The following is a 25,843-nucleotide window of genomic DNA, read 5'->3' as shown; positions in this document are numbered from 1 at the left end:
AACCTTAATAAGCGTACTGAAGTAATATTTAGAAAAAAGTGAAAATGGTTATTTTTTGTTAATTTTGTTATTCTTTAATTAAGTTGGTTGAAAGCGCTTGTTTATTTTGTAACCACTGATTCATATGAAACAGCAACTCTTACTTACATTTACTGTAAGGTGGGTTATTTTTTTTGGAGATACACTATTAATATTATTGCCACAGGAGATGTATATTAAATTATGGGGTATAATCGAAGTTCAACACGTGAAAAGTGGACCATTATGAAATATATGCATGATTTTAACCTTATGACAACATATGCATATGCTTTGCGTGAAGCAAATGAACTCACGAATGAAAATATCAATGATATCTTAGGGCAGATGATAGATGAAGGTATTTACAATCCAAGGTATGGAGGAAGCATTGACACAGGAAAGTTCAAGATAATACAAATTGCATGGTATATGTTTGGATATTACGATAATACAAGGCGTTCTAACAACAAGAAAAGGTTAGTTTTCAGTCCACTAGGGAATTTGTTGCTTGATAACCTGAAAGACAAAAATAAAGTGAGCAAGATTTTCTTAGCAATGTTATTTGGTAATGCATTTAGACAACCTTTTTCTAAAATGGACAATCGCTACAATATATTTGCTTATCGACTTGTATTCCAGCTTCTAAGAGACCCTAGGTTACATGGGAGATTGTATCACGATGAAATTTTCTACTTTGCTATGTTTTTAAAGACGGTTACAAGAGATACATATGAAAAACTGGTTAATGATATATTGCAATTCCGTACCAAAAGTGCAGGAGAAAAGTATAACATATTTAAGAGAGATGAGCCCGTTATAGCACAAGCTCTCCACGAATGGAATTATGCTACTGGGATATTAGAAACAGCAGGGATTATTAAGGTTTGCAATGATTCTAACGGGAAAAGTATTGGGGTACTAATACATGGGAATGGTTCTGGAAGAAGAACATACCGTGAGGACTATATTATTGTTAAACCTGAGATTGCTGCTTTTATGGACAAAATGTTGTATAACTACCCTTATGATCAAATTCCATTTTCGGATGAAGAACGTGCTCAAAGCTTCGATAATGAAATGGTCGTAAAAATGTACAGTTTTTATCCTATTGAACTTCTTCAAGAAATAGGCATTGATATGTCTGAACAAGAAAAAATATCCAAACTTCTAAAAATCGCAACATCAGTAAATGAGTATGCTACTAATCAAAATGCGGATGATTTTAATCGCTTTGAAGTTGCACTACGTGATGCATTCAGGTTGTTCCGTAATGTTAAGGCGGAAAATATTGGTGGTGCAGGAAATACAGATGTGGAGTGCATATACTATCCCGATGATGAGCAGTCAGCTAAAAAGTTTGATGTAGAAGCAAAAGCACGCAAAGTGAAACTTATGGAAATTAGTGCTGGGCGTTTGCGGCTTCATAGGGAAAAAATTGGTTCGAAGTACACCGTTATTGTTACTCCTGACTATGTTCATGCAGTATTAGATGATATCAGAGGAGAACGTGTTGCTATCATTAAATCAGTCACATTGTCAAATTATCTTTTCCAGTATATAACGAAATATGGACGAGATATATCTTACTTTGCCTTAGATGAAATAATCGAGAATAATCTTGGTGGAGATGTAACACATTTAGTTAATGACTATATTTATGCTAATTTTGGTCATGGTTATGCAATATAATGACCTGAAATTATCAAGAGAAAAAACAATGATTTTTTTCGGCTGTTGAGAACCTTTCAACAGTCTTTTTTGATAACTGAAAAGGTTTTCCCAAAATTGATATCTTCTATGGAAAATATCAAACTTTGAGAAAACCTGAAATTTTTATCGCTTAAATATTAATAAGATTCACTTATAACATTTTAAATTAAAATTTAATTTTTTTTAAGGAATAAGTTTATACATGCTCACTATTAAATTCTAATTCTTTTATTCCTTTTACAATCACCTTACTCAGTAATGGTGGAATAGCTTCTCCAATAATTTGTCTTATAAAGTTTTCATTAATATCTTCTGGTATATTCCAGTCTAAAGGTAATGAAGAAACGATAATTAGTTCAAGAAAGGTCAGTACTCTAGGATCACTCCAAGTACCATTTGGGAGAAGTCTACCTGGATGAACATTATTGTGCCCGCTTATTAAATGATTGTTCGTTGCTCTAGCAGGACATGGTTCATCCCATTTCATCCTTTTATACGTATTATGAAAACCTTTAACAGGTGTTCCATCTTTTTTCTTTGGATAGTAAATAGGATTCTTCATTGCGCTTTTTCCCTCTGAAGTATGACTCATGGCTTCAACCTGCATTTCACTATGGTTAAGTGCTCTATGCCACTTAATGGATGAAGTTTCACCAGCTTTAAGAGAAGGAAGATGTCCGATTGCCTCCCTAAGCGTAATGAGTTTATTTTCCTTCGTAGGCCATGACCAAGTTAAATGATGCTTATACATTTTTATGATGGCTCTTGGTCTACTCTGCGGAACTCCAAAGTTCATGGCGTTAAGAACATCAAGTTCTATGTTATATTCAGTAGAAAATTGATTATTTAATAATTCTTCAATACTTACAAGTTCTCCATTTAATGGATAAAATAATTTGAAGAACTTAGGAACATTCTCAATTAAGACATAATCAGGTTTTAGGATATTAATGGCATCTACCGCATAATTAATAAGGGAATTCCGTTCATCAAGCTCGTACTGTTTTTTCCCTAGGGTACTCATGCCCTGACACGGGGGAGTAGCGATAAGAAAACGTATATCTTGTTCCATTGCTTCACTTATTACGGAATCAAAGACTTTAGGATCTGTGATATCTCCTTGGATCATTTTGGTATCTGGATGTGTTTTGCTATAAAAATCTGCCCTCTGAGCTAATAACTCATTTGCTACGACAATATCAATCCCTATATCCTTAAAATATGTTTCTGCTATTCCCCCACCTGAAAATAATGAAAGGCCCTTAATTCTGTTTTTGGCATTCATACTACATTACAATTCCTTTCACAATCTTTTTTAACATTAAAGGTGGAATACCTTCTCCAATTAATTGACGAAATTCATTATCAGACAGGTTATCTGGCTTATCCATATCTGGAGGACAAGAGGATAGTATCAAAAGTTCACGAGGTGTTAGCACCCTAGCATCACTCCAAGTACCATCTGGTAACGACCTACCTGGATGAACATTTTCTTGTGAAGAAATGATTTCATTTCTCATTGTTATGGTTGGAGCAGGTTTATCCCATCCCATACGATGGTACGTATTTTTAAATCCTTTGATTTTTTCTCCATTTTCTTTTTGTGGGTAATAGATTTCATTGGAGAATGCTGAACACCCAGTTGGAGTATGTTTCATCCACAAAATTTGGTTTTCAGGGTGTATTCTAGCCCAGTGGTTTTTAATGCTGCTAGTCATTCCAGCCTCGAGCGTTGGTAAATTGCTGATACTTTGTCGAACGGTAACTTGGTTGGGCTCAATAACAGGGGCAACCCAGTCAAGATTTTTCTTCCATAATCTAAAAACTGCTCTAAGTCTAGTCTGAGGTACAGAATAATCTGCGGCATTCATTATTTCTGCCTTAATATTATACCTATCTCGATATTTTTCTAACAATAATGTTTCGAGATTAACAAGACTATTATTATACGGAAATAACAGTCTAAAGAACCGCGGAACATTTTCAATTAAAATATAAGAAGGTTCTAATCTATCAATAATATCCAATGCATGTAGAATTAAATAGTTTCTCTTATCGTATAGTAAGGAATCTTCTGTTTTATTACTGCCTGCTGAACTAAGTCCCTGACATGGCGGTGTAGCTAAAATAAAGTCAACATTCTTTTGTTTTGATTCCAAGATAATTTGCTCTTTTATTAATTCATCAACAATATTACCCGTAATCATTTTACAGTTGTCATGTATTATTTGATGAGCCTCTGCTCGCTTGGGAATAAGCTCATTAGCAACTACAACATTTACATCGAGTTCACTTAAGTATAGCTCTCCAATCCCAATGCTAGAAAATAATGATAGGGCATTCATTTATTTACTTCACTTCCGTTTTTCTACTTGAAAATTCTAGAGCTAAGTTGACGGATCTTTTCAATTGTGATATTACAGATGTGGAAAATCCACTAATTTCTTCAGATTCCTGTAATTTACGTAGCGTAGAATTATCAATTTGTTTTACTCCAGTTAGTGTTTCTACCCGTCCCAAACGGGATAATACATCACTTGCAGAACGATAACTTAGGCCTTTTTCACCCATTAACCATTCTTTAAAAGACTTTCTTTCCATATTTTATTCCTCCATTTAACAGAATAGAGTGATTTCAAGTTATATTAATAAAGCAAGAAACATTTAAAATGTAACACTATATTTATAACCTAAACGTCAACGTACGTCAACTTATGTCAACCTACATACGTTGTTCAGGTCCCACTGGCACCACCCTGATTTTATCGAATGCGAACAGTGCCAGGCGCTGTTCGCAAGAAATTTATCTCGAATTCAAGACTCTCGAATTGACAGTAATTAAAATTGGGTTTAAAATAACATTGTTCACATAAAAGTCACAATTACTTTAAGGGTTAAATTAAATTTATTAGGGAAAATAAAATAATAAACCTACAAGGAGGAATTCAAAATGGGAAAATTAGATGGTAAAGTAGCAATTATTACGGGTGCAGCACAAGGTATGGGTGCCATGCATGCACGCAAATTCGTTGAAGAAGGCGCAAAAGTAGTTATTACAGACTTAAATATCGAAGGTGCAAAAGGCTTAGCGGATGAACTTGGGGAAAATGCACTTGCCCTTAAATTAGATGTTTCAAACGAAGAAAACTGGATTGAAGTTGTTGCAAAAACGGAAGAAAAATTTGGGCCAGTTACTGTATTAGTTAACAACGCAGGAATTGGTATTTTCAAAACGTTAGAAGAATTAACAGTAAAAGATTTCGAATTAACCTTCAAAGTAGATGAACTAGGTGTCTTCTTAGGTATGCAAAAAGTTTTTCCTTCAATGAAAAAAGCAGGTGTTGGTTCAATCGTAAACATCTCTTCAGTAGATGGTTTAGTAAGTGCTCCAACAGCAATTGCATATAGTGCTTCAAAACATGCTGTAACAGGTATGACAAAAGGTGCTGCTACAGAACTTGGACAATTTAACATCCGTGTAAACTCAGTTCACCCTGGTATCATTAAAACTCCAATGGCTGAACAAGGTGATGTTGCAGAATACTTAAAACAATTAGAACAAGATATTCCTTTACGTCGTCGTGCAGAAGTAGAAGAAGTATCAAACTTAGTCATTTACTTAGCTTCTGATGATTCAAGCTATTCAACAGGTGCTCAATTCGTAGTTGATGGTGGTATGATTTCAGATTTATAATTAATATCTTGATAAATAACCCCCAACCTCTTTTAGTTGGGGGTTATTTATTTTTATAACTTAATAATGTTGGTAAACTAAAGACAAAAAGTTGATTCCCGTAAATACTAACTCGCCTTTAGGATATTTTTTTCTGTATGTTTCTTTTTTCCATGAAGTACATAGTACAAAAAGATACTCGCAAATACGACCACTGCCAAAGTTAGATACAATCCACGAAAACCAACGATTGGGATGATAAATCCTAATAGAAAAGGACCAAGCCCTACTCCTGAATCCATAAATACGTAAAAGGTTGAGGTTGCAAGCCCTACTCGGTGCCGCGGCGATTCCTTTACGGCAATTGCTTGACAGCAGGAATTCATCGTTCCATATCCTAGACCAATTAACGCTCCTGCTAAAAGAAGAGTAAATCCATGGTTGGCTTGACTCAGAGCAACTAATCCAATCACGAATAATATCAATGCTGGATACATCACAATGTTATCACCTTTTTTATCTAATAACCGTCCAGTAAATGGTCTTGATATTAAGATGAAGACAGCATATACAATAAAGAAGAAACTTGCCGTATCTATTAAATCAATTTCTTTTGCATAAGAAGTAATAAATGACAGGATACCTGAGTAAGCAAAACCCATAATTGCAATAACTATAGAGATAGGAACAGCTTTTATTTCAAAAAAATCTTTTAACTTAAAACCTTTCATTGCACCAAGCTGTTCTTTAGTAATGTCACTTTCAGGGAGATGCACAAATAACATGATAATCGTACTTATGAGGGAGAAAAGCGTACAAATTCCAAATATCATGGTAAAACTTCCTTGCTGACTAAGATAAAGACCTAGGAAGGGTCCTACTGCCATTGCAAGGGTTACACTTAATGAAAAATAGCTTATTCCTTCTCCTCGACGTTCATTCGGAATAATATCCATGATAACTGTTGCTACCGCTGTGGTAAACACCCCGAATGCTGCTCCATGAACAAAACGAATAAACAATAATACGTTCATGTTTTCTACAATAAAATATAAAAACATCACAAACAGAAATAAAAATAATCCACCATATAGCATCCGTTTACGTCCAATGACCTCAATATATTTTCCAGCAAAAAGACGTGAAACGAGTGCACCCACTACAAATATACTAGACGCAAGACCCGCCATGCTTTGGGAAGCGTTAAATTCTTCAACCGCATAAACCGTTAAAGTCGTTATTAACAAATAAAAGGTTAGACCCCCAAAAAAAGTGGATATGGACATGATGATAAAATCTTTTGTCCATAATTTTGATTTATTCACCATTATGCCTCCTATTTCTGTCATTTTTATGTTTAGCAGTATTTTTTATACTGTTTTCGCTAGACCTCCTTAAAAAATTCAATAAACTTATCTTAAAATCTAATTCATTGAAATCATTAACCATGTAACTATATCCCTTGATTTTCAAAAATTCAATTAACATCTACATATTGGATATTAGATTTAACAGATAATAAGAAAAAATTTAAAGGAAGGAGAAAAATGATGGATTTTTTAGACGACCTACCCTCTTTACTCTATCTAAGGTTTATCGAAAAAAGAATCCCCGCTATCCTAAATTGGATAGCGGGAATTCACTTTTCTTTTTCTGCCTCCCCATCTCGATACTGAGTGGGAGTCCTGCCTGTTTCTTTTTTAAATACTCTAGCAAAGTAGGAAGGATCATCATAGCCTATTGTCCAAGCGATTTCCTCGATGGATAGATTCTCTGTTTTTATTAGATGCTTGGCTTGATTTATTCTTAACATCTGCTGATAAGCGGTTATGGTCATCATTGTTTCTTCTTTAAATTTTCGGGATAGATGGCTGGGATGGGCGGACAGTTTTGCTGCCAATTCTTCTTTATTGATTTGTTTATTATAAAAACTGAGAAGATATTCAATCACCCTTTGGGTCATGTTTGTGTAGTTACTTAATGAGTTGGATATAACTACATCGCAATATTCCTCAATCATGCGGTCTTCTAATTGATGCAGGGTTTCCACCTGATTTGCATTTTCAATTTCATAGGCAAATTTTTCCGAAATTCGATGAATCATGATGGCAGGGACATCACTGTTTCTTGCTGATGTCCGCAGTAGAGTATTTAGTATAATGGCAACATTTTTAACTCTGCGTAACGGCTGATTTGGAAAACGTTCTGAAAAAGAAAACAGCATATTTTTAGAATTAATGAGTTGTAGCGCCTCCTTTTTATCCCCTCGTTCAACCGCATGCATAAAATCCTTTTCAGTCTTATACCTCAATTTAACTAGTTCTCCCTCTTTTTCCACATTGAAATGGTCCTTCTTATGAACAGGACGGCTGCTTTTATCAGAAACAATGACAATCGGGGTCAATTCCTGCTCAATCAAGTTTGTAAACTGCTGAAGGACACTTCCATAACTGTTGGCTTGTTCTGCAGTTAGTATATAGATTTTATCGCTTATCAGCTTTAAATCTTCACTTTGTGTTCTCGTGAGATGATAATCCCTTGATAAACTATATAGATTCGGTGTCTTATCAAAATACGGACCAATAATAATGGTGCAGGCTTCCTCTTTTTTGCTGAAGGAATATCCAAAATAGTGTAAGTCCCATTCATTAATATAGGAATAAAGTTGACTTGTTTGTTTTATATTGTCATACAAAGATAAAACATCACTCTCCCCTGAACCGGGCATAAATGAAGGGATAGAAGTCATTTCATAACGGTAAATAAGCTCCCGCTTTTGATTGAATACATACGTATTTAAATTGGTTATATGTTGAATTTTCATAGCCGTTGAGATGATTTTTGATGGTTCCAGTTTCCTTCCTCCAATTCGACAGCAGCAAAAATTTGTCCTTTATCCGGATATTATCAAATAAATCCTAATGGAATTTGATTGAAATCATTATACTAGTTTTACATTAACACTTTCAATTTCAAAAAATATAAAGCAGCGAAAATGAAAGCGGTAAAAATAGGTAATAACAGATAGTAATAGAGGAAATTAAAGAAAAGATTTAGGATATGGGAGTGTGGAAAACAACTATGAGTAATCAGAAACAAAACCATACAAATACAGCAGATGTACCTAATGAGACAAAAGAAACGACGTTGTCTAAAGTTTTAGGTGTTATCTCAGGAAGTTTTGCCCCTATTATCGGCGTTCTCGCTGGTGCTGGACTCTTAAAAGCAATGTTATCCGTTTTAAACACATTAGGCTGGATGTCTGATGAAAGCGGTGCCTATCTGATTTTATCAGCGGCGGGAGATGCCGTTTTTCATTTCCTGCCATTGTTTCTTGGAATATCCATTGCTCTTAAACTTGGTGCTAACGGTTATGTCGGCGGGGTAATTGGTGCAGCCATTCTAATGCCTGAAATGATGCACCTTGTAGAGAACGATGTGAAGACCATCGACTTTTTAGGCATTCCAGTCTTATTAGCTGATTATTCTTCTACCGTATTTCCTATCTTTATTGCCATGTTTGTTTATGCAGGACTAGATCGGTTGTTAAAAAAAATCATTTATAAAGATATTCAGATGTTTATTAATCCTTTGCTATCAATACTCATCCTCGTCCCGTTAACGATGATGGTGTTTGGCCCAATTGGGACACTTCTAGGAGAAGGATTAGGTTTCGTCATTAATTTCTTAAGCGATCGAAGCGGACTTTTAGCAGGGGCTGTATTAGGTGCCTCATGGACATTCCTAACCATAATGGGATTGCACTGGACGATTATACCACTTGCAATCGTAAATCTCGCAACTGGTCCTGATCCTATTATTGCTATGGCAGCGGCCGCTCCATTTGCTCAAGTGGGAATAGGGATGGCGGTTTTTCTAAAAACACGTGATAAAGATTTAAAGGCTCTTGCTGCAAGCGGAATCTTACCTGGTGCTTTGGCTGGAACCACCGAGGCGATTAATTATGGAATCATCCTTCGTTATCGAAAAACCATGATCTATGTGATTATTGCTGCTGGAATTGGCGGGGCAATCAATGGAAGCCTTGGCGTTGTTATGAATGATTTTGTCCTTCCGAGTGTACTTGCCATTCCTGCATTTACACCGATTTGGGAGTATCTAATTGGGATTGGCGTTGCTTTTGCCATTGGATTTCTATTGACATATCTACTTGGATACGAGCCCAAAACTTCAAAAGTGGATGTTGATTTTACCCAAAATGCTTTTGGTGTAAAGTTGGAAACCATTAAAAGTCCAATGCGCGGTAAAGTTGTTCCATTAAGCTCTATCCAGGATCCATTATTTGCATCTGAAACAGTAGGTAAAGGAATTGCTATTGAACCGGAAGCAGGAAAAATTTATTCACCTGTTGATGGTGTGATTACAACACAATTTCCTACAGGACATGCAGTTGGGATAACGTCTAAAAATGGTGCCGAGGTGTTAATTTATATAGGTCTTGATACGGTAAAATTGAAAGGGAAATACTTTACACCGCTTGTAAAGCAAGGTAATCATGTCAAACAAGGCGACCTGCTCATTGATTTTGAAATGGACCAAATAAAAGCAGCTGGATTTGAAACCACAACATTGGTTGTCATCACCAATACGGACCAATATCTTGATATTAAAGCTATGAATCATGACACTGTCGAACAAAATGAACCCTTATTGAAATTAACGGTTTAATCTATTATTAAAGGGTTGGTCCCATTTGGACCAACCCTTTTGAATAGCATTAAGGTTTACCGAGGTTACTTCACGTTAGCTTCTTTCATCAATTTACCTCAAAATATTTAATCAATCGTTTGATTAGTTTATATCCTTGATTTCTAAACAGTGATAGGGTTCAAATGAATTGGCCTCATTATTCTTTTTCTCTTATCAAATGTAGTTACTTCTTTAACACCTTTGTCCACTAATAACTTGTTGATTTCATCAGAATAAATACCTAAATCATCAGGAAAATGGGAATCGGATGATGTTGTGAATTTTACACCTTCCGCAATTAAGATATCTAGATTTGTGAAACGTAATATTTATACAAAACTAGTAAATTTATATAAAGTCAAAACTGTTCGTCCCACTGAAATTAGAACAAACAGCTTTAATAACAACATCTATTCAATGTAATTAGTCAAAACTCCCGATTATCCTTAGAAAGTGAAAAACAAATTACTTGTCTTCAAAGAGAAAATTTCCTTCACTGTCAAATAAATCTTCAACTGTCTTAATAACATAAGGAGTAAATTTTCTTAGTGTCGCCTCTGAACTAACACCTGAGAGTACACCGACTCCAAGTAATCCATGTCTAGAAAATTCCATATCTACCATTGTATCACCAATATGGATCACTTCATTCCTTTGTAGATTAAATTGATCACAGAATACTTGCATCGCTTCTACATTTGGTTTTTTCATATATGTATCAGCAGTTGCAATAAAATCTACATATTCGTTGATCCCTAATTTATTTAAGGTAAATTGTGTAACATCAAAATTGTCAGCTGTTACAATTCCAATTCTAAAATGATGTTCCTTTAATTTCTTAAATAAAGCAACTAAGTCACCAACAGCTTTCATTTTATCGCTTTTGGTAACAACTTCTTCATAAAAAAAATCATTAATCTTCCTGTGAATCAAATTTCTATCTACTTGCAAACAATTGGATATCACGATTGCTAGATCTTCAGATGTATAAGCAGCAAGAAGGGCATCTTCTTTCACATCATTTCCATCAAGACCAATTAAGCGAGCAATCTCTTGGCTTTTTTCGATCATATTATCTTTTGAATATTCACTTACAATGGAATGAATCATTGCATACGCAGACTCGACCCAAAAAGAATTAAATTCTATCAAGGTACCATCTTTATCAAATAAGATCCCCTTAATCATTCATGTGCTCCTTCATCAAGTCCAGTATCTGACCCCACTTTGTTAATGATGGCTCCTTCTCACCAAAGAGAATCGGATTGGAAAAACCATAAAAACGGCCATCTTCGTACCTTACATTTACTCTAATCCAATGGTAGGAATCATCATGAAAATGAAACATATACTCCGATGCATTACCCTTTTCTTGTTTCACCACTTCTCCATCTACTACCCATTCAAAGTAGATGGCCTCTTCCGTGTCTACTAAAGCTTTTGCCATTCCTTCAACTAAATTACAATGAACGCCGGAAATGAAGTCAGCGATTTGAAACTGAATTTGCTCCCCTCTTGACACTGTGACATTTCCTTTTTTCACCGCATTTACAACATTAGTAGCGGATAGCCCATCACAAAAAACAAAAGTGCCCGGGTCACCAATTAATGATGGCTCATTACTGTCTTCATAGGTTTCCGTTGGTTTCATATGAGTGTCTGAACCGCCTATACCCGTAATCTTATAACCATCGTTTAATAAATAATTCCAAGCAAGCAATGCCCATTCCGTTGCTTTTTCGTTATCAAGATATGTAGGCTCATTGCAAATCTCTATCGCATCAATTTTCTTTAAAGGTGTTTCCGTAAACTTCCATTTCCATTCCGTTAAAAATGGATGATTAATAGAAAAGATAGAATGACCATAATCATCAGTAATAATCTGATTCATCCCTTCTTCTGTAAACATATCTCTTAATCTTTGATTGCAAAAAGGTGACTTGTTCACTGAAATAAGATTACAATGGCCTAATAGTGCAGACACTTCAACCCCAGGAATGACTAGAATATTTGTCTCATCAAACCAGGAAGTTGGTAAGACGTTATGATCAGTAGCAACGAAAAAATCTAATTTCTGATTTGCTGCACTAACCATATTCTCTTCTCTGGTCATTTTCCCATCTGAATATATCGAATGTGTATGAAAATCACCTTTATACCATTTATTATTTTCATTAAACACTTTGTTGGCATCAAAATTCTTCAAATGAAAGGTCGTTGATTGACGATTTTGCCAAGTGATTGGGTCTGATAGGTTATTCGTTTCTTCATTAAATGATATACTACATGTACACAAATCAAGATTGTATTCAAAATCCTCATTCGTTTCAATCGAAATGTATAATGTCCACTCGCCTTGATGGATAGGACCAGAGATTGTATACGGGGAAGTTTTCCCACTATCTGTATGAATAACAACCGGCTGAGGAGCATTCCCTTTTATAAACTGTGATCTTAATTTTTTTTGTTCATCATATAACATATAGGTGAGCCACATCGGCTGTTCTGTTGCAAAGAAAACTGAAATAGAATTGACATCCTTTGGAACATGGAACGTCATTGCTTTATTTATTAGAAAATTAGTTTCATCATTTTTAACTACTAACTCAATGGTTGGTTTTTCTGTAACCTTAATCAAAATCCCCACTCCTATAAGAGTTCTATCACTATTATTTACCTAAACGGAAGGAACTGCATCCTCTACCGTTAACCATTCGTATCCATTCTCATACCAATCTTTTGGTTTTTCTTCGTCGCAAATAATTTTCATTAGGTTGGAAATCGGACAAATTTGAAATAATGACTTTTTATTCAACTTTGAAGAATCGGTTAATAAAATCGCTTCCTGGCTGTTTTGGATCATTGCTTCTGAAACAAGAGATTCGTCCATATCAAAGTCATATACAGCATCTTTTGTTACTCCGCCACATGAAATAAAAGCAAGATTAAAATTAAATCTTCGCAAAAACTCCACGGTATATGTCCCTTTTACTGAAGCTTGATACGGATTCGTTACTCCCGGCAGCATAATGACTTGACCTGTCATTCTTTTCTCTTCAATTGCCAAATTAAAACGGCCAGCGGCACTTAACGAATTGGTAACGACTGTTAATCCTTGTACATTTTCAATCATATCTGCAATATGAACAGCAGTAGAACCAACATCAACAGCAATCGTATCACCATCTTGAATAAGCTCGGCTGCCCGTTTCGCTATTTTCTTTTTCTCCTCTTTATGCAAAGACATTTTCTTTTCATAAACCATTTCTTTATGTGTAGTCACAAAAGGGACCGCCCCGCCATGAATACGTGATAACTTTTCATTCATCTCTAGTTCAGCTAAATCTCTTCGTACCGTTTCAGGTGTGACATCCAGCAAGTTTGCTAAATCAATTACAAGTACTTTTTGGTCTTTTTCCAGTTTCTTTAACATAAAGACATGCCGATCATCCTTGTTCATCTAGCTTCCCTCCAAGGTCTATAATATGGCAATCTATTAGAATACGTTTCCAGACATATAATCTATACTAAAACTTTACCAAAAATGTAGGAATTTTTATAGGCAAGGCTCTTAAACTTTAATAATACATACCTTCTTCATTTGATCGTTTAAACATCTTAAAAAACCCATGAATCGAAAGACTTTTTCCGTTAAAAATAGGAAAAACAATTTTCAAAATAACAAAGGCAGGAAAACTAATGCCAATGAATAGAATAAAACCTGGTAACTGATTGAAAATATATTGAATCATAAATAAAGCACCAGTCAATACAATCATCGACAAACTATTGATTAGCGGAAAAGAAATTGCATTTATAATATATTGGAAGAATGATAATTGATAATGGGCGTAAATCGGAAACAATACACATATGGACAATAAAGAAAAAGCCAGAAAGATTAACACAACATATCCTAATGCAAGCATACTTACGTTTGCAATAGAACTGACAAATCGAAAATCAGTCCAAAGAACAGCGGCTACTAGTAGAAAGAAATACCCTAACCCATTACTTTTCCAGAAATCTTTTTTATAGTACTGGAAAAATTCAGTGATAATCTTTACACGCTCCTGACCAATAAACCATTTACGTAGTACGGAAAACAACGCACTCGTTGCTGGAAAAACACCGAATATTCCAAGTCCTGCAATCGTAAATCCCATCCAAAGGAAATTTAAAACGACTAAACGAATCACCCATTCTCCAAAACGATTAAGCTTTTCATTAAATTGTTGCATTACTTTCCCTCTTCCTCTTTATTGTCATTTTCTTTCCTTATTTAATGCTTGTTACTACTATCTAATAAAAAAATCATAACCCCGTCCCACATCGTTTAAGCTGTGCGAGTCTGAACCGTAAACAAATTTAATACCTTTTTCTTTCACCTTGTTCATCACATGAGAAGGTGGATACACTTCACCGCAATACTCTTTAAAAAGACCAGCTGTATTAAAATCTAGCTCATAGTCTTTTTCCTTCACTCTATCTAAAATTTGATCTATTAAAATCAATGACGTATCACTTAAATCCGTTGCTTCCCTTTCAAAGTAGGTCTGGAACTTTTGACATAAAGTTAAATGCCCCATTCGTTTTGGTTTAAATAAGCCTAGATCCGATTCAACCATCTCTAAATAAATCGAAAAATAATTTTCCTGGGCTTTTTGAAAACTGCCATAGTGCTGGATGAGTCCTGAATCAAAATCCTCCGGGCTAAAATCAATGGATCTATATCCGCCAACACCGGATTGAAAATGCAAAGAAAGGATACTATCATCAATTTGTTCTCCATATTCATTTAAAAAGTCAATTGTCCAGTTTTCGAAACCTGGTAAATAATCAACCTCAAAACCGACATTAATTTTGATTTCACTTTTATATTTATCTTTTAAATGATGCATTTTCTTTAAATAGATCTCTACATCATGAACATTCATTCCACCTGTTATAATTGCTTCACGCGTTCCTGATGCTTCATCCATAAAACGTTTTGGCAATGGATTATGCTCCGTGATACTGTATTCATTAAATCCTAATTCAATTGCCTTTTGTATTAACTGTTCCACATCCTCACCTGAACCATGTGGACAAAACTCCGTATGTGTATGACCGTCTTTCTTCACATTTCTCACCTTTCCATTATGATTTCTCTAGTTGAATAATCTGAATTTCTTGCCAAGATTCGTTATTCCAGCGAATATACATGATGATCGCTCGAGCCCACTCGTCCAAAATAAAAACAATCCAAACACCGACTAAACCATGGCCGAAATACACACCGATTAGAAAACTCATCGGAACGGTAAACAAAAATGTAAAAATAATTGAAATCATCGTTGGGAACTTGACATCCCCTGCAGTATTTAATGCACCGATTAATATTTCATTTGCCATTCGTCCTGGCTCAAGGAAAATACTTAATAGTATCAATAGTACAACCATATGTTGAATGATCGGATCATCGGTAAACAATTGAATAATAAATGATCCTGATACCGCCAAAATGATGGAAGTAACCACTGCGATACCTAATGAATGGCGCATGACTTTCTTTGTATAAATCTTGGCATTGTGTTTAAAATTTAATCCAATATAGCGCCCTACAATCACTTGATTCGCCATTGAAATAGCGGCAGCTACTGTAAAAATAATCGTAGTAATATTTTGGGTATAAATTTTCGAAGTGATCATGGCTACACCAAAAGTGGCAATAATTCCGGTAATCACCATTTGTGATGTTGAATACGAAATATTCTCCATTGCCGATGGAAATCCCAATTTAAAAATCGATTGAACCGTTGACTTTTCTAATTTTAATGTTCGAAAGGCATTCCGGTGTTGTGGCAGCAAAGTAATGAAAAAAACAATCATTAATACAGCTCCAACAAAACGAGCTATTAACGTAGAATTAGCCACTCCACTAATACCGGTTCCTAGAAAATCCCATGGAGATAAAATAACAATATAATTTCCGACAATATTTAACACATTCGTAATAATCGAGATCATCATGACCACTTTTACGATGGCAAAACTACGAAACACCGTACTCATACTTGTGGTAATCGACTGAAAAATAAGGCTGACTCCAACAATGACGAGATACGTATAGGCACCATCCAACAATTGAGCCGGTGTTTGAATCCAGACTAATAATGTCCGGCCAAAGATGAGATACACAAGTGCTAAACCAATGGAGATGATCACGTTTAAGTAAATAGAATGTTTGATAACAGATTTTAAGTATTGTTGTTTAGTAGAACTAACGAGCTGCATAAGCTGAACAGAACTGCCTAACGCAACAATTCCAAGAACCATTAGGCCAACCATGACGAGTTGATTCGACATGCCGACTGCCGCTACAGCCTCATCACTATATTGACTGAGCATCAACACATCGATATTGCCTAGAATCATACTAAATAATTGTTCGATAAATATAGGTAAAAACAAAACTTTGAAACGGGGAATGGCATGAAGTTGCTGAGCTTCTAGTGCAGAATTAGAATTCACGTTTGACAATGGTATTCGACTCCATCCCATCCGCTGTTAAATGAATGATTCTTGCACCTCTCTCATTGTTCCCATAGCATTGATAACCACTCACTTGTCCGTAGACTAGCTTAATTCCATGATGTTCACCGACAAAATTATTTTCGTGATCATGTCCGCAAAATACAGCGGCAACTTGGCCATTCATATAGGCTGATGCAAATAAACCGGTATTGATATATGGAGCCGAAATCATATCATTTGTTTCATTGCACTCGCCCGATAAAATATTTTGAGCCGCTTGCCAGTATTCAGGAAGTGGGATATGCATAAAGATTAAATCGGTTTTTTGTGCCTTCTCGTGCTTGTACTGCTTTGAAACCTCTCGAAACCAATTGACTTGTTCTGGATGTACCCAATCATATTCTCCAACCGGAAGTGGAGCAGATGCACCTGAATCAATCACATAAAGAACATGTTGAATACTTTCACCTTTTGTATCATAAATTTCAACGGTATAGCTTTCACGATCATCGACAATAAAAGAGTTTTTCTTTTCAACAAAGTGCTTTAAAATCTGTTCCATTCTTCTCATGTCTGAACGAACAAATTCATCTTCTGAATCATGATTTCCATAAGTAATGGCTACCGGGACATTGTGATTATTGATTCGTTCTAATAATTCGATGAAAACTTGATCTGCATTTGGCACCCCTTCACTCCAAATTAAATCTCCTGTAAACATGACTAAATCCGCATCTAAATTTTCAAATGCTTTATCAATTAAGTCAAACGTTTTAAAGTCATCTTCATGATGAGGCAATGATCCGATATGCAAGTCTGTTAATTGTACAATTTTAAAAGTGCCGTCTTCTCTCATTTTAAGTTTCATTTTTTCTTTTCACCTCAGGAAAATTTATTCTTTAATCGAACCAACGGTAATACCTTTTACAAAATACTTTTGAATAAAAGGATAAATGGCTATCATCGGCAGCATGACCACAATGATGGTTGCCATTTGCAGGGAATCACTTGTTACAGTCATTTTGTCAAGCTGTGCATAGGCCATGCTCCCTGAATTACGGAGCAAAATATCAGATAATGCCGCTTGTCGTGTCAGCATTTCTTGTAAAAGCGTTGCTAATGGCTTTAAAGATGCATCCCTTACAAAGAATGAACCAGCATACCAGTCATTCCAATGACCAACGGCTGTAAATAGTGAAATCGTTGCAAGGACCGGTTTACTCATTGGAATCACAATACTTCTAAAAATCTTAAACTCACTGCATCCATCAATTCTCGCCGCCTCAATAACAGAAAATGGCAATTGATTGAAAGAAGTACGTAATAATAAAATATTCGTTACACTGTATAAACTTGGGATGATATACACCCAGATGGTATTGGTTAAATTTAGTTCAGTTAATACGAGATAATACGGAACGGTACCACCGCTAAACAACATCGTAAAAAATACAAAGAATGTAATCGCCTTTCTGCCTGGCAATGTTTTAATCGTCATCGCATAGGCAGCCATAGACATGAGCGCTACCCCAACCACTGTACCAACGACCGTTCTAAAGATCGAAATAAACAAACCATTCAATAAATTATCTTGCTTAAACACTTCAGTATAGTTCTCAACCGACCATTCTCTAGGCCAGAAACCAATCCCACCTTTTTGTGCATCAATTCCACTATTTAACGAAATGGCCAGTACATGTAAAAATGGAAGAATAATGGCTAAACAAAATAATACAATCAATGCACTATTAAGAACCCTTAGAGCTGTTGAGCTCTTCATACTATTACTCATTCACTCATTCTCCTTATTTAGTGAGGCTTTATGTTTCATATTTAGAATAAAAATCCCTTTCCTTCCTCAAAAAGGATAAGGAAAGGGATTGTTAATATTAAAACTTGATGGTTACGCCTGCTGCTTCTTTTTGTTCAACAAAATCAAGGAATTTCTGTAGGCCATTCTTTTCAAGATTTTTACGTGTTTCGTCTAAAATCGATTGTGCTTCTTCAGTGGATTTTGCATAATAAGCGCGCAGCAAATCTTCGTCGTAACGAGTTAATGCTGTTGCAAGTTGACCATCATCACCTTCAAATTCATAAAGGAATGATTGAACAGTCATACCATCAATGACTCTAGCATTTGCTAATTTTTCATCATATTTATATAAATCTAGTATTTCTGTTGCTGCAGATGTATTTTCGCCTTTCACGTTATCTCCATAGCTGATTTCACCGAAGTCTGCAAGGTTGTCCATATCTGTATAAGCTAAATGTTCGCCCCAATATGCACCTACACCACGGAATCCAAGTTTCTTCGCTTCTTCAGGATTTGATTCAATGAGATCAAGTACTTCTTGTTTTACAACTGGTTTCCCATTTTCATCTAAATCATAATCTCTTCCTTCAAGTCCGTAGAAATATAGTCTTTTTCCTTCTTCACTAGCTAACCAATCTGCAAATTTCATCACATGTTCTGGCATTTCTGTTGTTGAAGGAATAGCCCAGCCTGCATAACCTGATTTATAAGAAAGAACCATATCATTTGTTCCGTCGACACGTTCAATTGGACCTAATGGAATGTAAGTCATATCATTATTTTCAGGCATATAGTTATGCATATCAGAAACAATTCCGAAAGAACCATTTACAATACCTTCTTTTGCACGTGTTTCTTCCATTGTGTAATACTCAGGACTCATTAATCCTTCTTTCATTAATTGTTGAACATATTTCACACGCTCAATTCCGAAATCTGTTTGTGCTTCATGCAAGATATTTCCGTTTTCATCCTTCATGAATTTCTCGCCGCTCACACCTGTCCAAACTTTGTCATTGTATAACCATTCACGGTCAGAGCCGCCCCATGCAGTTGGACCCATGACAGTAATTTCTTTTCCATTATCATCTTTGAAATGACCATCTTTAATTTTTAAAGCTAACTCACGTAACTCCTCAGATGTGTTCACTTCAAGTGGATCGATTCCTAAAGCTTCTACAATGTCTTTTTTAATATAAAGGCCACCGACTGTTGGACGTCCTGCATCTCCTCCATTACGATTAATCGCCATGTGAACTAAGTAAGATGCGCCATCCCATTCTTTACGGAACATAATGTTATCACGTGTATCTGCTGGTAAATAATCCTTATCTAAATACTTAGAGTAAACTTTTGTATCCTTGATTAAAGGTGTTAAGTCGTGAAACATTCCTTCATTTGCCGCTTTTAATAATAAAGACATTTCAGGACGACCACTGTTATTTAAATAGAATGCTACGAAGTCAGGTAAATCTCCAGATGCTAAACCTGCTGCTAATGCTTCTGTTGAATCTTCATTTGTAACAGTTTGTAATTTTAACGTAATCCCTGTTCTTTCTTTAATATAAGCTAGAATTTCCTCGTTCATTTCAACCCCTGCATCATTTGCAGATTCGAAAACCAACCCCGTTATGGTACGATCGGCAATCCATGTATCTGGTGCACCTTCTGGTTTTTCTGTATTAATAGAAGATTCCTGATTGGAACATGCTGTAATAAATACTGTGATCAGCACTAATAATGTAGCTAACATTCTTTTATAAGATGATTTCATCTTGTTGTTTCCTCCTATTTTTACCATAATGAAGTTCCGAATTTTTTGCTGGTGATTTTATTGACAATAATCGTTACAATTAATCCTCCAATACCCTGCATCAAACCAATCGCTGTTGCATAACCGAATTGTCCGCCTTGCAAACCTGTATGCACGATATACGTATCAATCGTTTCTGACACATCGGCATTTCCTGGATTTTGCATTAGATAAATTTGATCAAAACCCGATGATAAAATACTGCCTAATGATAATATGAATAAGATAATGATGGTTGCAGATATCCCTGGCAATGTCACGTGCCAGATTTGACGTAATTTTCCTGCTCCATCAATGGCTGCTGCCTCATAAAGGGTAGGAACAATCGCTACAATCGCGGCAAAATATATGATGGAATCCCAACCAATGCTTTTCCAAAGATAACTAATAAATACCAGTGGTAAGAATAACCCTTCATCCATCATGAAAAACTTGCTGCCATCTCCGCCTAACGATTTAATGGCTTCGTTGATCATACCCGTACCCGGGGCAAGCAGCTTGTTCATCAAACCAACCACTACAACCCAAGAAATAAAGTACGGCAGATAGGTTATACTTTGGAAAGCGCCACGCCATCTATTGTTTTTTACCTCATTTAGCATTAGTGCTAATAGAATCGGAAATGGTAAATAAACAAATAATTTCAGAACACTGATGATGAGTGTATTTTTCACATACAACCAGCTTCTTGCATCCCCAAAGAACTGCTCAAAGTATTTGAAACCGACCCAGTCACCACCAAAAAATCCAGTATTAAAGCCGTATTCCTTAAAAGCTAAAATCATACCGCTCATTGGCCAATACGAAAAAATTAAAAAGAAGGTGAGACAAGGGAATAGCATGAGGTAAAATACTTTATGTCTTACTATCTTTGTCCAAATGCTTTCTTTCACTGGGTTATAGTGTAATTCCAGTTCTTCTTTTGTTTTTAGTAGGCCATTATGAACCACAACATTTTCCAAATTAATGTCATCCCTTCTCTTCTGTACGATGGATATAAATTGGATTCGTGAAAGCTACTCTTTCTTTTGCTTCATTTAATACTTCTATTCTGAGTAGCGAATATCCATTGTTACGGAGTCGGAATTCCTCCTTCCATTCGTATTCACCTATCAATTCTTTTTCTAAGATGAGACCACTCTGGGAAAAAATACGGAACCTATCACCACCCTTAAGTTGATTGATTGCGATGGAAAGATTTAATTCACCTGACTCATCCTCTACCCGGTCTCCTAAACAATGAAAATCGTTCACGATAAAATCGATCTCCGGACGGATGGAAATATACGATTTTCCTAGTTTTAGTGCCTGTAAAAGATCCTCTTCCGTTTCATTTTGGGGTACTAGTATATAAGTATAAGCAATCGCTTCACCTGGATAGAGTCGATGCCAATCCCTGCCACTTGAGGCCGCTATTTCATAGCCTTGTTTGAGTAATTGTGTCCAGTGATGAAAGGCATCTTCATTTGATAAGGATTGATGCGGGTTTGTACTATTCCAAACCTCTATCGCATCTACAAATTTTAGATTTTCCAACATATATTCCCAACGGCAGCCCGTACAAAATGGATTTCCACCATCAAATGGATGGGCGATGGTAATATGTACATCCTTTTCTTTTAACCTTTCAAACACTTTATTGGTGTTGTGCTTAGAAATCTTTGTCCAGTCGATGATGATATTTTCTCTTAGCCCATGCACTAAAAAGTGCCCATAAAAAGTGGTATATTCAATACCGTTTAATAGCTGTACTTGGCGGTTGAACTGGTTATGTTGTTCCGCTTCTAGCAAAGCTGTGATCGTATTATGGTCCGTGATCGCCAGCCAATCAATCTCCTCTTTTTCTGCTTGTGCTAGTAACTCTTTTGTTGTTTGAGAGGCATCACTGTGAACGGTATGACTATGAAGTTCCATGCGCTTCACTTGAATAGGTTCACATAATGAATTGCGACTGCGATCTTTCACTATTTGCCCAAATTCAAGACCTTTGAATGGTATGGATTCTTCCTTTTTCGTTTGATTGACCAGAGAGACACCAAAGACCGTAATCTGCCCTGTTACTTCATCTGAAAAAACCCCATGGCAGCTAATAATAAACTCCCAAAAACCTTCATGTATCTTTCCTGAGATGAATCCTTCTGTTGCTTCTTTCTCACTTATTTGTATCGTTTGATTTTCAGAGAAGAAGTGATGAGCACCACAAAATCCTTCCGGGTCATTAATGGAGACTGTTAGTAAATTTCGGACTGTTGTATCGTCCTGTATAACCGATTCCTTCAAGCCTTCACGAATCACAGCTTTTCGGATTGTTTCTTTACAGGTCTCCACGATTGGACCATATTGAAATTGAACCTCTATTTCTGTTAGATTCTCAGGCACATAGACTCTATATACAAGATGCGCTTGATGTGCAGATTGGCTGATTTTAAAATCTTGTTTAAAAAGTTCCAATCTCATGCAGTTAGACTTTCCTTTTCTTCACTTTCATTCATTTGACCCTCACCCATTGTTGGGACACGCAGCTCAGTTTCTTTATCAAAGAAATGAATTTTATCAAAGTTAATGCCTAGCTGAATTTTTTGTCCTGCATCAAAATGCTCCATACTATTAATCTTTGAAATGACTGTTTCACCATTTAGCTTAAAGTAAACTAATGTTTCAGCACCCATTAACTCAGAAAATTCAACCTCAGCAGTAATGGAAAGTTCTTTATTCTCACCTTCAACTACTTGCAAGTCTTCAGGTCGAATTCCCATTAACATATTTTTATTTGCATATCCTTTTTTAGCTAATTTTTCTTTAATCGTTTGTGGCAATGGATACTTTTTATCACCGATTGTCAAATGATGTTCCTTAATGGAAACATCAATAAAGTTCATTGCTGGAGATCCAATAAATTTTCCAACAAACACATTGGCTGGGTTTAAGTAGATTTCCTTAGGAGTGCCAATTTGTTGAATATACCCATCTTTCATCACTACAATTCGTGTTGCCATCGACATTGCTTCTGTTTGGTCGTGAGTTACATAAATCGTTGTCGCTTTTAAATTTCTATGCAACTTCGTAATTTCAGCCCGTGTTTGGAATCGAAGTTTTGCATCTAAGTTTGATAGAGGCTCGTCCATTAAGAAAACTTTTGCTTCACGGACAATTGCTCGCCCCAATGCTACCCTTTGTCTTTGTCCACCTGATAATTCCTTTGGCTTACGATCCAACAACTTTTCAATATCTAAAATTCTTGCGGCATTTTTTACACGTTGGTCAATTTCATCTTTTGGTGTTTTTCGCATTTTCAGTCCAAACGCCATGTTGTCAAATACATTCATATGTGGATATAAAGCATAGTTTTGGAATACCATGGCAATATCGCGATCTTTTGGATGTAAAGTATTTTGCTTTTTACCATCGATATAGATTTCTCCAGAAGATATATCCTCTAATCCAGCAATCATTCGTAATGTTGTTGATTTCCCACAACCAGATGGTCCTACTAAAACAATAAACTCTTCATCTTCAATCGTTAAATCAAAATCTGTTACTGCATGTACACCCTCAATATAATTTTTAAATAAATGCTTTAACTCTATTCTTGCCACACACTTCTCCCCCATTTCCAGTTTTGAAGTTATCCCTTTTTGCATGATGTTTGTTTTATTTAAAAAGTATTTTTTTCCCGGTAAACAAAAAGTGATTATCTGTTTGTTGTTGTTTTTATGTGTTTTATTGTTGTTTTGTTTTTTGTTTACGAGCCAATTATACTTTCCAAATGTTAATCCAACATGTTTAAACAGTAAATTATTTGTAAATCAACTTTATGTTGTATATGCACTTAATTGGATCATTCTGAATGCCATTGCCCTCATATCCCTTAAACCCTTCTGCCCCTTAGGTTTGGTTCAATATTTTTAATGTAAACTTTTATCTCAAAAATCAAAGATAAGTGATATTTTTTTTATAAAACAAAAATAAAAACCAATATTTATTAAAAAATATAGGTCATTTTGCGTATATTTATTTACAATCTCTCAACAAACTTAATATTTTCCCACTATTTTTTTCTCCTTTTATGTATAAAACAAGTATTTGTAGTGATTTTTAATAAAAAGTTAAGGCAAACAAAAAAGCAGATGTTTAAAGAACTTCAGGACCGTGGCTTAAATAGATTAAGTGAACCTTAGGGATTAATTAGAGAACAGCTAAGAAATATGCGGTTGAGGATCAATTACCTGATTTTAAGATTAAACAATCCAATGGAATGAGGTATATAGATAAATGGGGAGAAATAGTTACAGATTGGCTCTTCGCAGATAGTAATTAATGAGTTTAATCAAGGGTTTGATTAGTTTGGGAACAAATACAGATTCAACATAGATTCTCTTTAATAGTTTAGTGCGAGGGATGTCGAAGTTCAATGATTCTACTAAGCGAAGGATTTTAATTGGACCCGGTTGCTCCTGTTTTACTTACAACCACAATTGTAAACATCAGTTGCTACTCACTTGTTAATGGCTAGTTTTTCTCCTTCTTATCTTAAATACAATTCCTAAAAGTAAGAAAGTTAAGCAAAATAATAAAGAACCCTAAAAATAGTTTAGAGTTCTAAGTGGGGCAATTTAGTTTTAAGATAAGTTCGTACTTCCTCTAAATCTGTTAAATCTCTTTTAGGGATTATGTAGGCACTTACTGAGCTATTATATAGATACAGGTTAGAATCATCTTCTTTAAACTTTATGATACCAGACCAATGAACCTTCGTTTCACCGCTAGAAGTGGAATCAACGATACCTTCCTCTGTCAAATTCATCGAATGCTTCCCCAGCAAGCCTTCATTCTTACCTTCCGTGACCATCTTTTTCGTATGACGAGTAATGCGATTGTAAAAATACTTCGGATAAAAAACAACCCACAAAATACTCACAATTAAAAAAGGAATAAACGCATACAAGAACGGAATATCCGCAAAATTTGAAAATACATATGCAATAATTGTATAAAAAACGGGCGTTAAAAATCTTTGCATTTTCAAAGATTTAAGCGCAGAATTTGAATTTTTTACGTGAAACAAATTATATTTGATAAAATCATCTTCCGTTAAGTTGTAATTGAACTTCATTCAAAATCTCCTATCACTATAGTTATTTATTAAATATGTTATTAGATGAAAGCCACTCTAGTAATTGTTGATATGGGTAATAAGTTGTTCCTTTTAACTCCATTCTCGGTGCACTGGGATACTTAGCTAATAGATCATTAACCTCATCTTTACTTAAACCGATGTAAATATGTAAATCCCTTTCTTTTATTAATGTTGGATATGCAGAATAGCTTCCTTTTGGATTCTTAAAATTCTTCAAACCATCACCTATAAAATAACCCAAAGCTGCTAAACCTGCACCTACCCAAAAAAAACTTATATCCATTTAATACCTCCCTAGTAAAAATCACTTTTGGCTAAATTTGAAATAGCTTTGCTGAATTTGATCCACTATTGATGAGATGTTTATCCCTACACAGCAACTTGAAACCACAATGAAACACTCTTATTTTGAGGAACTGTATGAATTTCAAACTCTCCCAGTCTAGCTTC

At 35.4% G+C, this 25,843-nt stretch carries 22 protein-coding genes; 3 read left to right on the top strand and 19 right to left on the bottom strand.

All coding sequences use genetic code 11. From position 1 onward, the window contains the following. The first annotated feature begins 222 nt into the window (after positions 1 to 222). Positions 223 to 1,710 (top strand): hypothetical protein, encoded by a 1,488-nt coding sequence (locus tag J2Y03_RS24475; protein WP_310199353.1) that lies wholly within the window; start codon positions 223 to 225, stop codon positions 1,708 to 1,710. Between the two features lie 217 nt (positions 1,711 to 1,927). Here the strand turns inward: J2Y03_RS24475 and J2Y03_RS24470 are convergent, their stop codons facing one another. The 3 genes from J2Y03_RS24470 to J2Y03_RS24460 are packed head-to-tail and all read right to left on the bottom strand — an operon-like array spanning position 1,928 to position 4,332. Further along, positions 1,928 to 3,016 (bottom strand): DNA cytosine methyltransferase, encoded by a 1,089-nt coding sequence (locus J2Y03_RS24470; protein WP_310199351.1) that lies wholly within the window; start codon positions 3,014 to 3,016, stop codon positions 1,928 to 1,930. A 1-nt stretch (position 3,017) separates the two neighbouring features. Next, positions 3,018 to 4,076: a DNA cytosine methyltransferase gene (locus J2Y03_RS24465; protein WP_310199349.1), complete on the bottom strand. Its 1,059-nt coding sequence runs from the start codon at positions 4,074 to 4,076 to the stop codon at positions 3,018 to 3,020. Between the two features lie 4 nt (positions 4,077 to 4,080). After that, positions 4,081 to 4,332, bottom strand: a complete 252-nt coding sequence (locus tag J2Y03_RS24460) for a hypothetical protein (protein WP_310199348.1) — start codon at positions 4,330 to 4,332, stop codon at positions 4,081 to 4,083. Positions 4,333 to 4,681: 349 nt separating this feature from the next. On the opposite strand from J2Y03_RS24460, the gene J2Y03_RS24455 reads away from it, so the two are divergent. Continuing rightward, entirely contained in the window at positions 4,682 to 5,425 is a 744-nt protein-coding gene (locus J2Y03_RS24455) for an SDR family NAD(P)-dependent oxidoreductase (protein WP_310199346.1), read from the top strand. Between the two features lie 107 nt (positions 5,426 to 5,532). Here the strand turns inward: J2Y03_RS24455 and J2Y03_RS24450 are convergent, their stop codons facing one another. Beyond that, complete coding sequence (locus tag J2Y03_RS24450) at positions 5,533 to 6,729, bottom strand: MFS transporter (RefSeq protein WP_310199345.1); 1,197 nt, start codon at positions 6,727 to 6,729, stop codon at positions 5,533 to 5,535. A gap of 314 nt (positions 6,730 to 7,043) precedes the next feature. After that, the gene (locus J2Y03_RS24445; RefSeq protein WP_310199343.1) at positions 7,044 to 8,228 is read right to left on the bottom strand and encodes a helix-turn-helix domain-containing protein; all 1,185 of its coding nucleotides are present in this window, start codon (positions 8,226 to 8,228) and stop codon (positions 7,044 to 7,046) included. Between the two features lie 257 nt (positions 8,229 to 8,485). On the opposite strand from J2Y03_RS24445, the gene J2Y03_RS24440 reads away from it, so the two are divergent. Further along, a complete protein-coding gene (locus tag J2Y03_RS24440) occupies positions 8,486 to 10,093 on the top strand; it encodes a glucose PTS transporter subunit IIA (protein WP_310199342.1) in 1,608 nt (535 codons plus the stop codon). 486 nt (positions 10,094 to 10,579) lie between these two features. Here J2Y03_RS24440 and J2Y03_RS24435 read toward each other — a convergent pair whose 3' ends face one another. The 14 genes from J2Y03_RS24435 to J2Y03_RS24370 all read right to left on the bottom strand — a co-directional run bounded on the left by J2Y03_RS24435 (position 10,580) and on the right by J2Y03_RS24370 (position 25,676). After that, complete coding sequence (locus J2Y03_RS24435; protein ID WP_310199340.1) at positions 10,580 to 11,302, bottom strand: HAD family hydrolase; 723 nt, start codon at positions 11,300 to 11,302, stop codon at positions 10,580 to 10,582. Further along, positions 11,295 to 12,752, bottom strand: a complete 1,458-nt coding sequence (locus J2Y03_RS24430; RefSeq protein WP_310199338.1) for a CehA/McbA family metallohydrolase — start codon at positions 12,750 to 12,752, stop codon at positions 11,295 to 11,297. The genes J2Y03_RS24435 and J2Y03_RS24430 overlap by 8 nt, the downstream gene beginning before the upstream one ends. Positions 12,753 to 12,791: 39 nt before the next feature. Continuing rightward, positions 12,792 to 13,574, bottom strand: a complete 783-nt coding sequence (locus J2Y03_RS24425) for a DeoR/GlpR family DNA-binding transcription regulator (protein ID WP_310199336.1) — start codon at positions 13,572 to 13,574, stop codon at positions 12,792 to 12,794. A gap of 118 nt (positions 13,575 to 13,692) precedes the next feature. After that, positions 13,693 to 14,355: a YesL family protein gene (locus J2Y03_RS24420; RefSeq protein WP_310199334.1), complete on the bottom strand. Its 663-nt coding sequence runs from the start codon at positions 14,353 to 14,355 to the stop codon at positions 13,693 to 13,695. Between the two features lie 57 nt (positions 14,356 to 14,412). Next, on the bottom strand, positions 14,413 to 15,237 hold the full coding sequence (hisJ, locus tag J2Y03_RS24415) for a histidinol-phosphatase HisJ (protein WP_310199332.1): 825 nt from the start codon (positions 15,235 to 15,237) through the stop codon (positions 14,413 to 14,415). Between the two features lie 16 nt (positions 15,238 to 15,253). Beyond that, the gene (locus J2Y03_RS24410) at positions 15,254 to 16,627 is read right to left on the bottom strand and encodes an MATE family efflux transporter (RefSeq protein ID WP_310199442.1); all 1,374 of its coding nucleotides are present in this window, start codon (positions 16,625 to 16,627) and stop codon (positions 15,254 to 15,256) included. Beyond that, complete coding sequence (locus J2Y03_RS24405; RefSeq protein ID WP_310199331.1) at positions 16,617 to 17,498, bottom strand: metallophosphoesterase family protein; 882 nt, start codon at positions 17,496 to 17,498, stop codon at positions 16,617 to 16,619. Before J2Y03_RS24405 ends, J2Y03_RS24410 begins: the two co-directional genes overlap by 11 nt. Positions 17,499 to 17,522: 24 nt before the next feature. After that, positions 17,523 to 18,422 (bottom strand): carbohydrate ABC transporter permease, encoded by a 900-nt coding sequence (locus J2Y03_RS24400; RefSeq protein WP_310199329.1) that lies wholly within the window; start codon positions 18,420 to 18,422, stop codon positions 17,523 to 17,525. Positions 18,423 to 18,519: 97 nt separating this feature from the next. After that, positions 18,520 to 20,217, bottom strand: a complete 1,698-nt coding sequence (locus tag J2Y03_RS24395) for an extracellular solute-binding protein (RefSeq protein WP_310199327.1) — start codon at positions 20,215 to 20,217, stop codon at positions 18,520 to 18,522. 20 nt (positions 20,218 to 20,237) lie between these two features. Further along, complete coding sequence (locus J2Y03_RS24390; RefSeq protein WP_310199325.1) at positions 20,238 to 21,218, bottom strand: ABC transporter permease; 981 nt, start codon at positions 21,216 to 21,218, stop codon at positions 20,238 to 20,240. 7 nt (positions 21,219 to 21,225) lie between these two features. Beyond that, a complete protein-coding gene (locus tag J2Y03_RS24385) occupies positions 21,226 to 22,713 on the bottom strand; it encodes a CehA/McbA family metallohydrolase (RefSeq protein WP_310199323.1) in 1,488 nt (495 codons plus the stop codon). Further along, entirely contained in the window at positions 22,710 to 23,852 is a 1,143-nt protein-coding gene (locus tag J2Y03_RS24380) for an ABC transporter ATP-binding protein (protein ID WP_310199321.1), read from the bottom strand. The genes J2Y03_RS24385 and J2Y03_RS24380 overlap by 4 nt, the downstream gene beginning before the upstream one ends. A gap of 995 nt (positions 23,853 to 24,847) precedes the next feature. Next, positions 24,848 to 25,369 carry a YcxB family protein gene (locus J2Y03_RS24375; protein ID WP_310199319.1) on the bottom strand — a complete coding sequence of 174 codons (522 nt, stop codon included), beginning with the start codon at positions 25,367 to 25,369 and terminating at the stop codon, positions 24,848 to 24,850. A 22-nt stretch (positions 25,370 to 25,391) separates the two neighbouring features. After that, the gene (locus J2Y03_RS24370) at positions 25,392 to 25,676 is read right to left on the bottom strand and encodes a DNA-binding protein (RefSeq protein ID WP_310199316.1); all 285 of its coding nucleotides are present in this window, start codon (positions 25,674 to 25,676) and stop codon (positions 25,392 to 25,394) included. Positions 25,677 to 25,843: the final 167 nt, after the last annotated feature.

Origin of the sequence: Neobacillus niacini (assembly GCF_031457145.1) — a bacterium.
Classification (GTDB): domain Bacteria; phylum Bacillota; class Bacilli; order Bacillales; family Cytobacillaceae; genus Neobacillus; species Neobacillus niacini_J.
The sequence above is the reverse complement of the archived record's forward strand: the minus strand, read 5'-3'. Positions and strand labels throughout refer to the sequence as shown.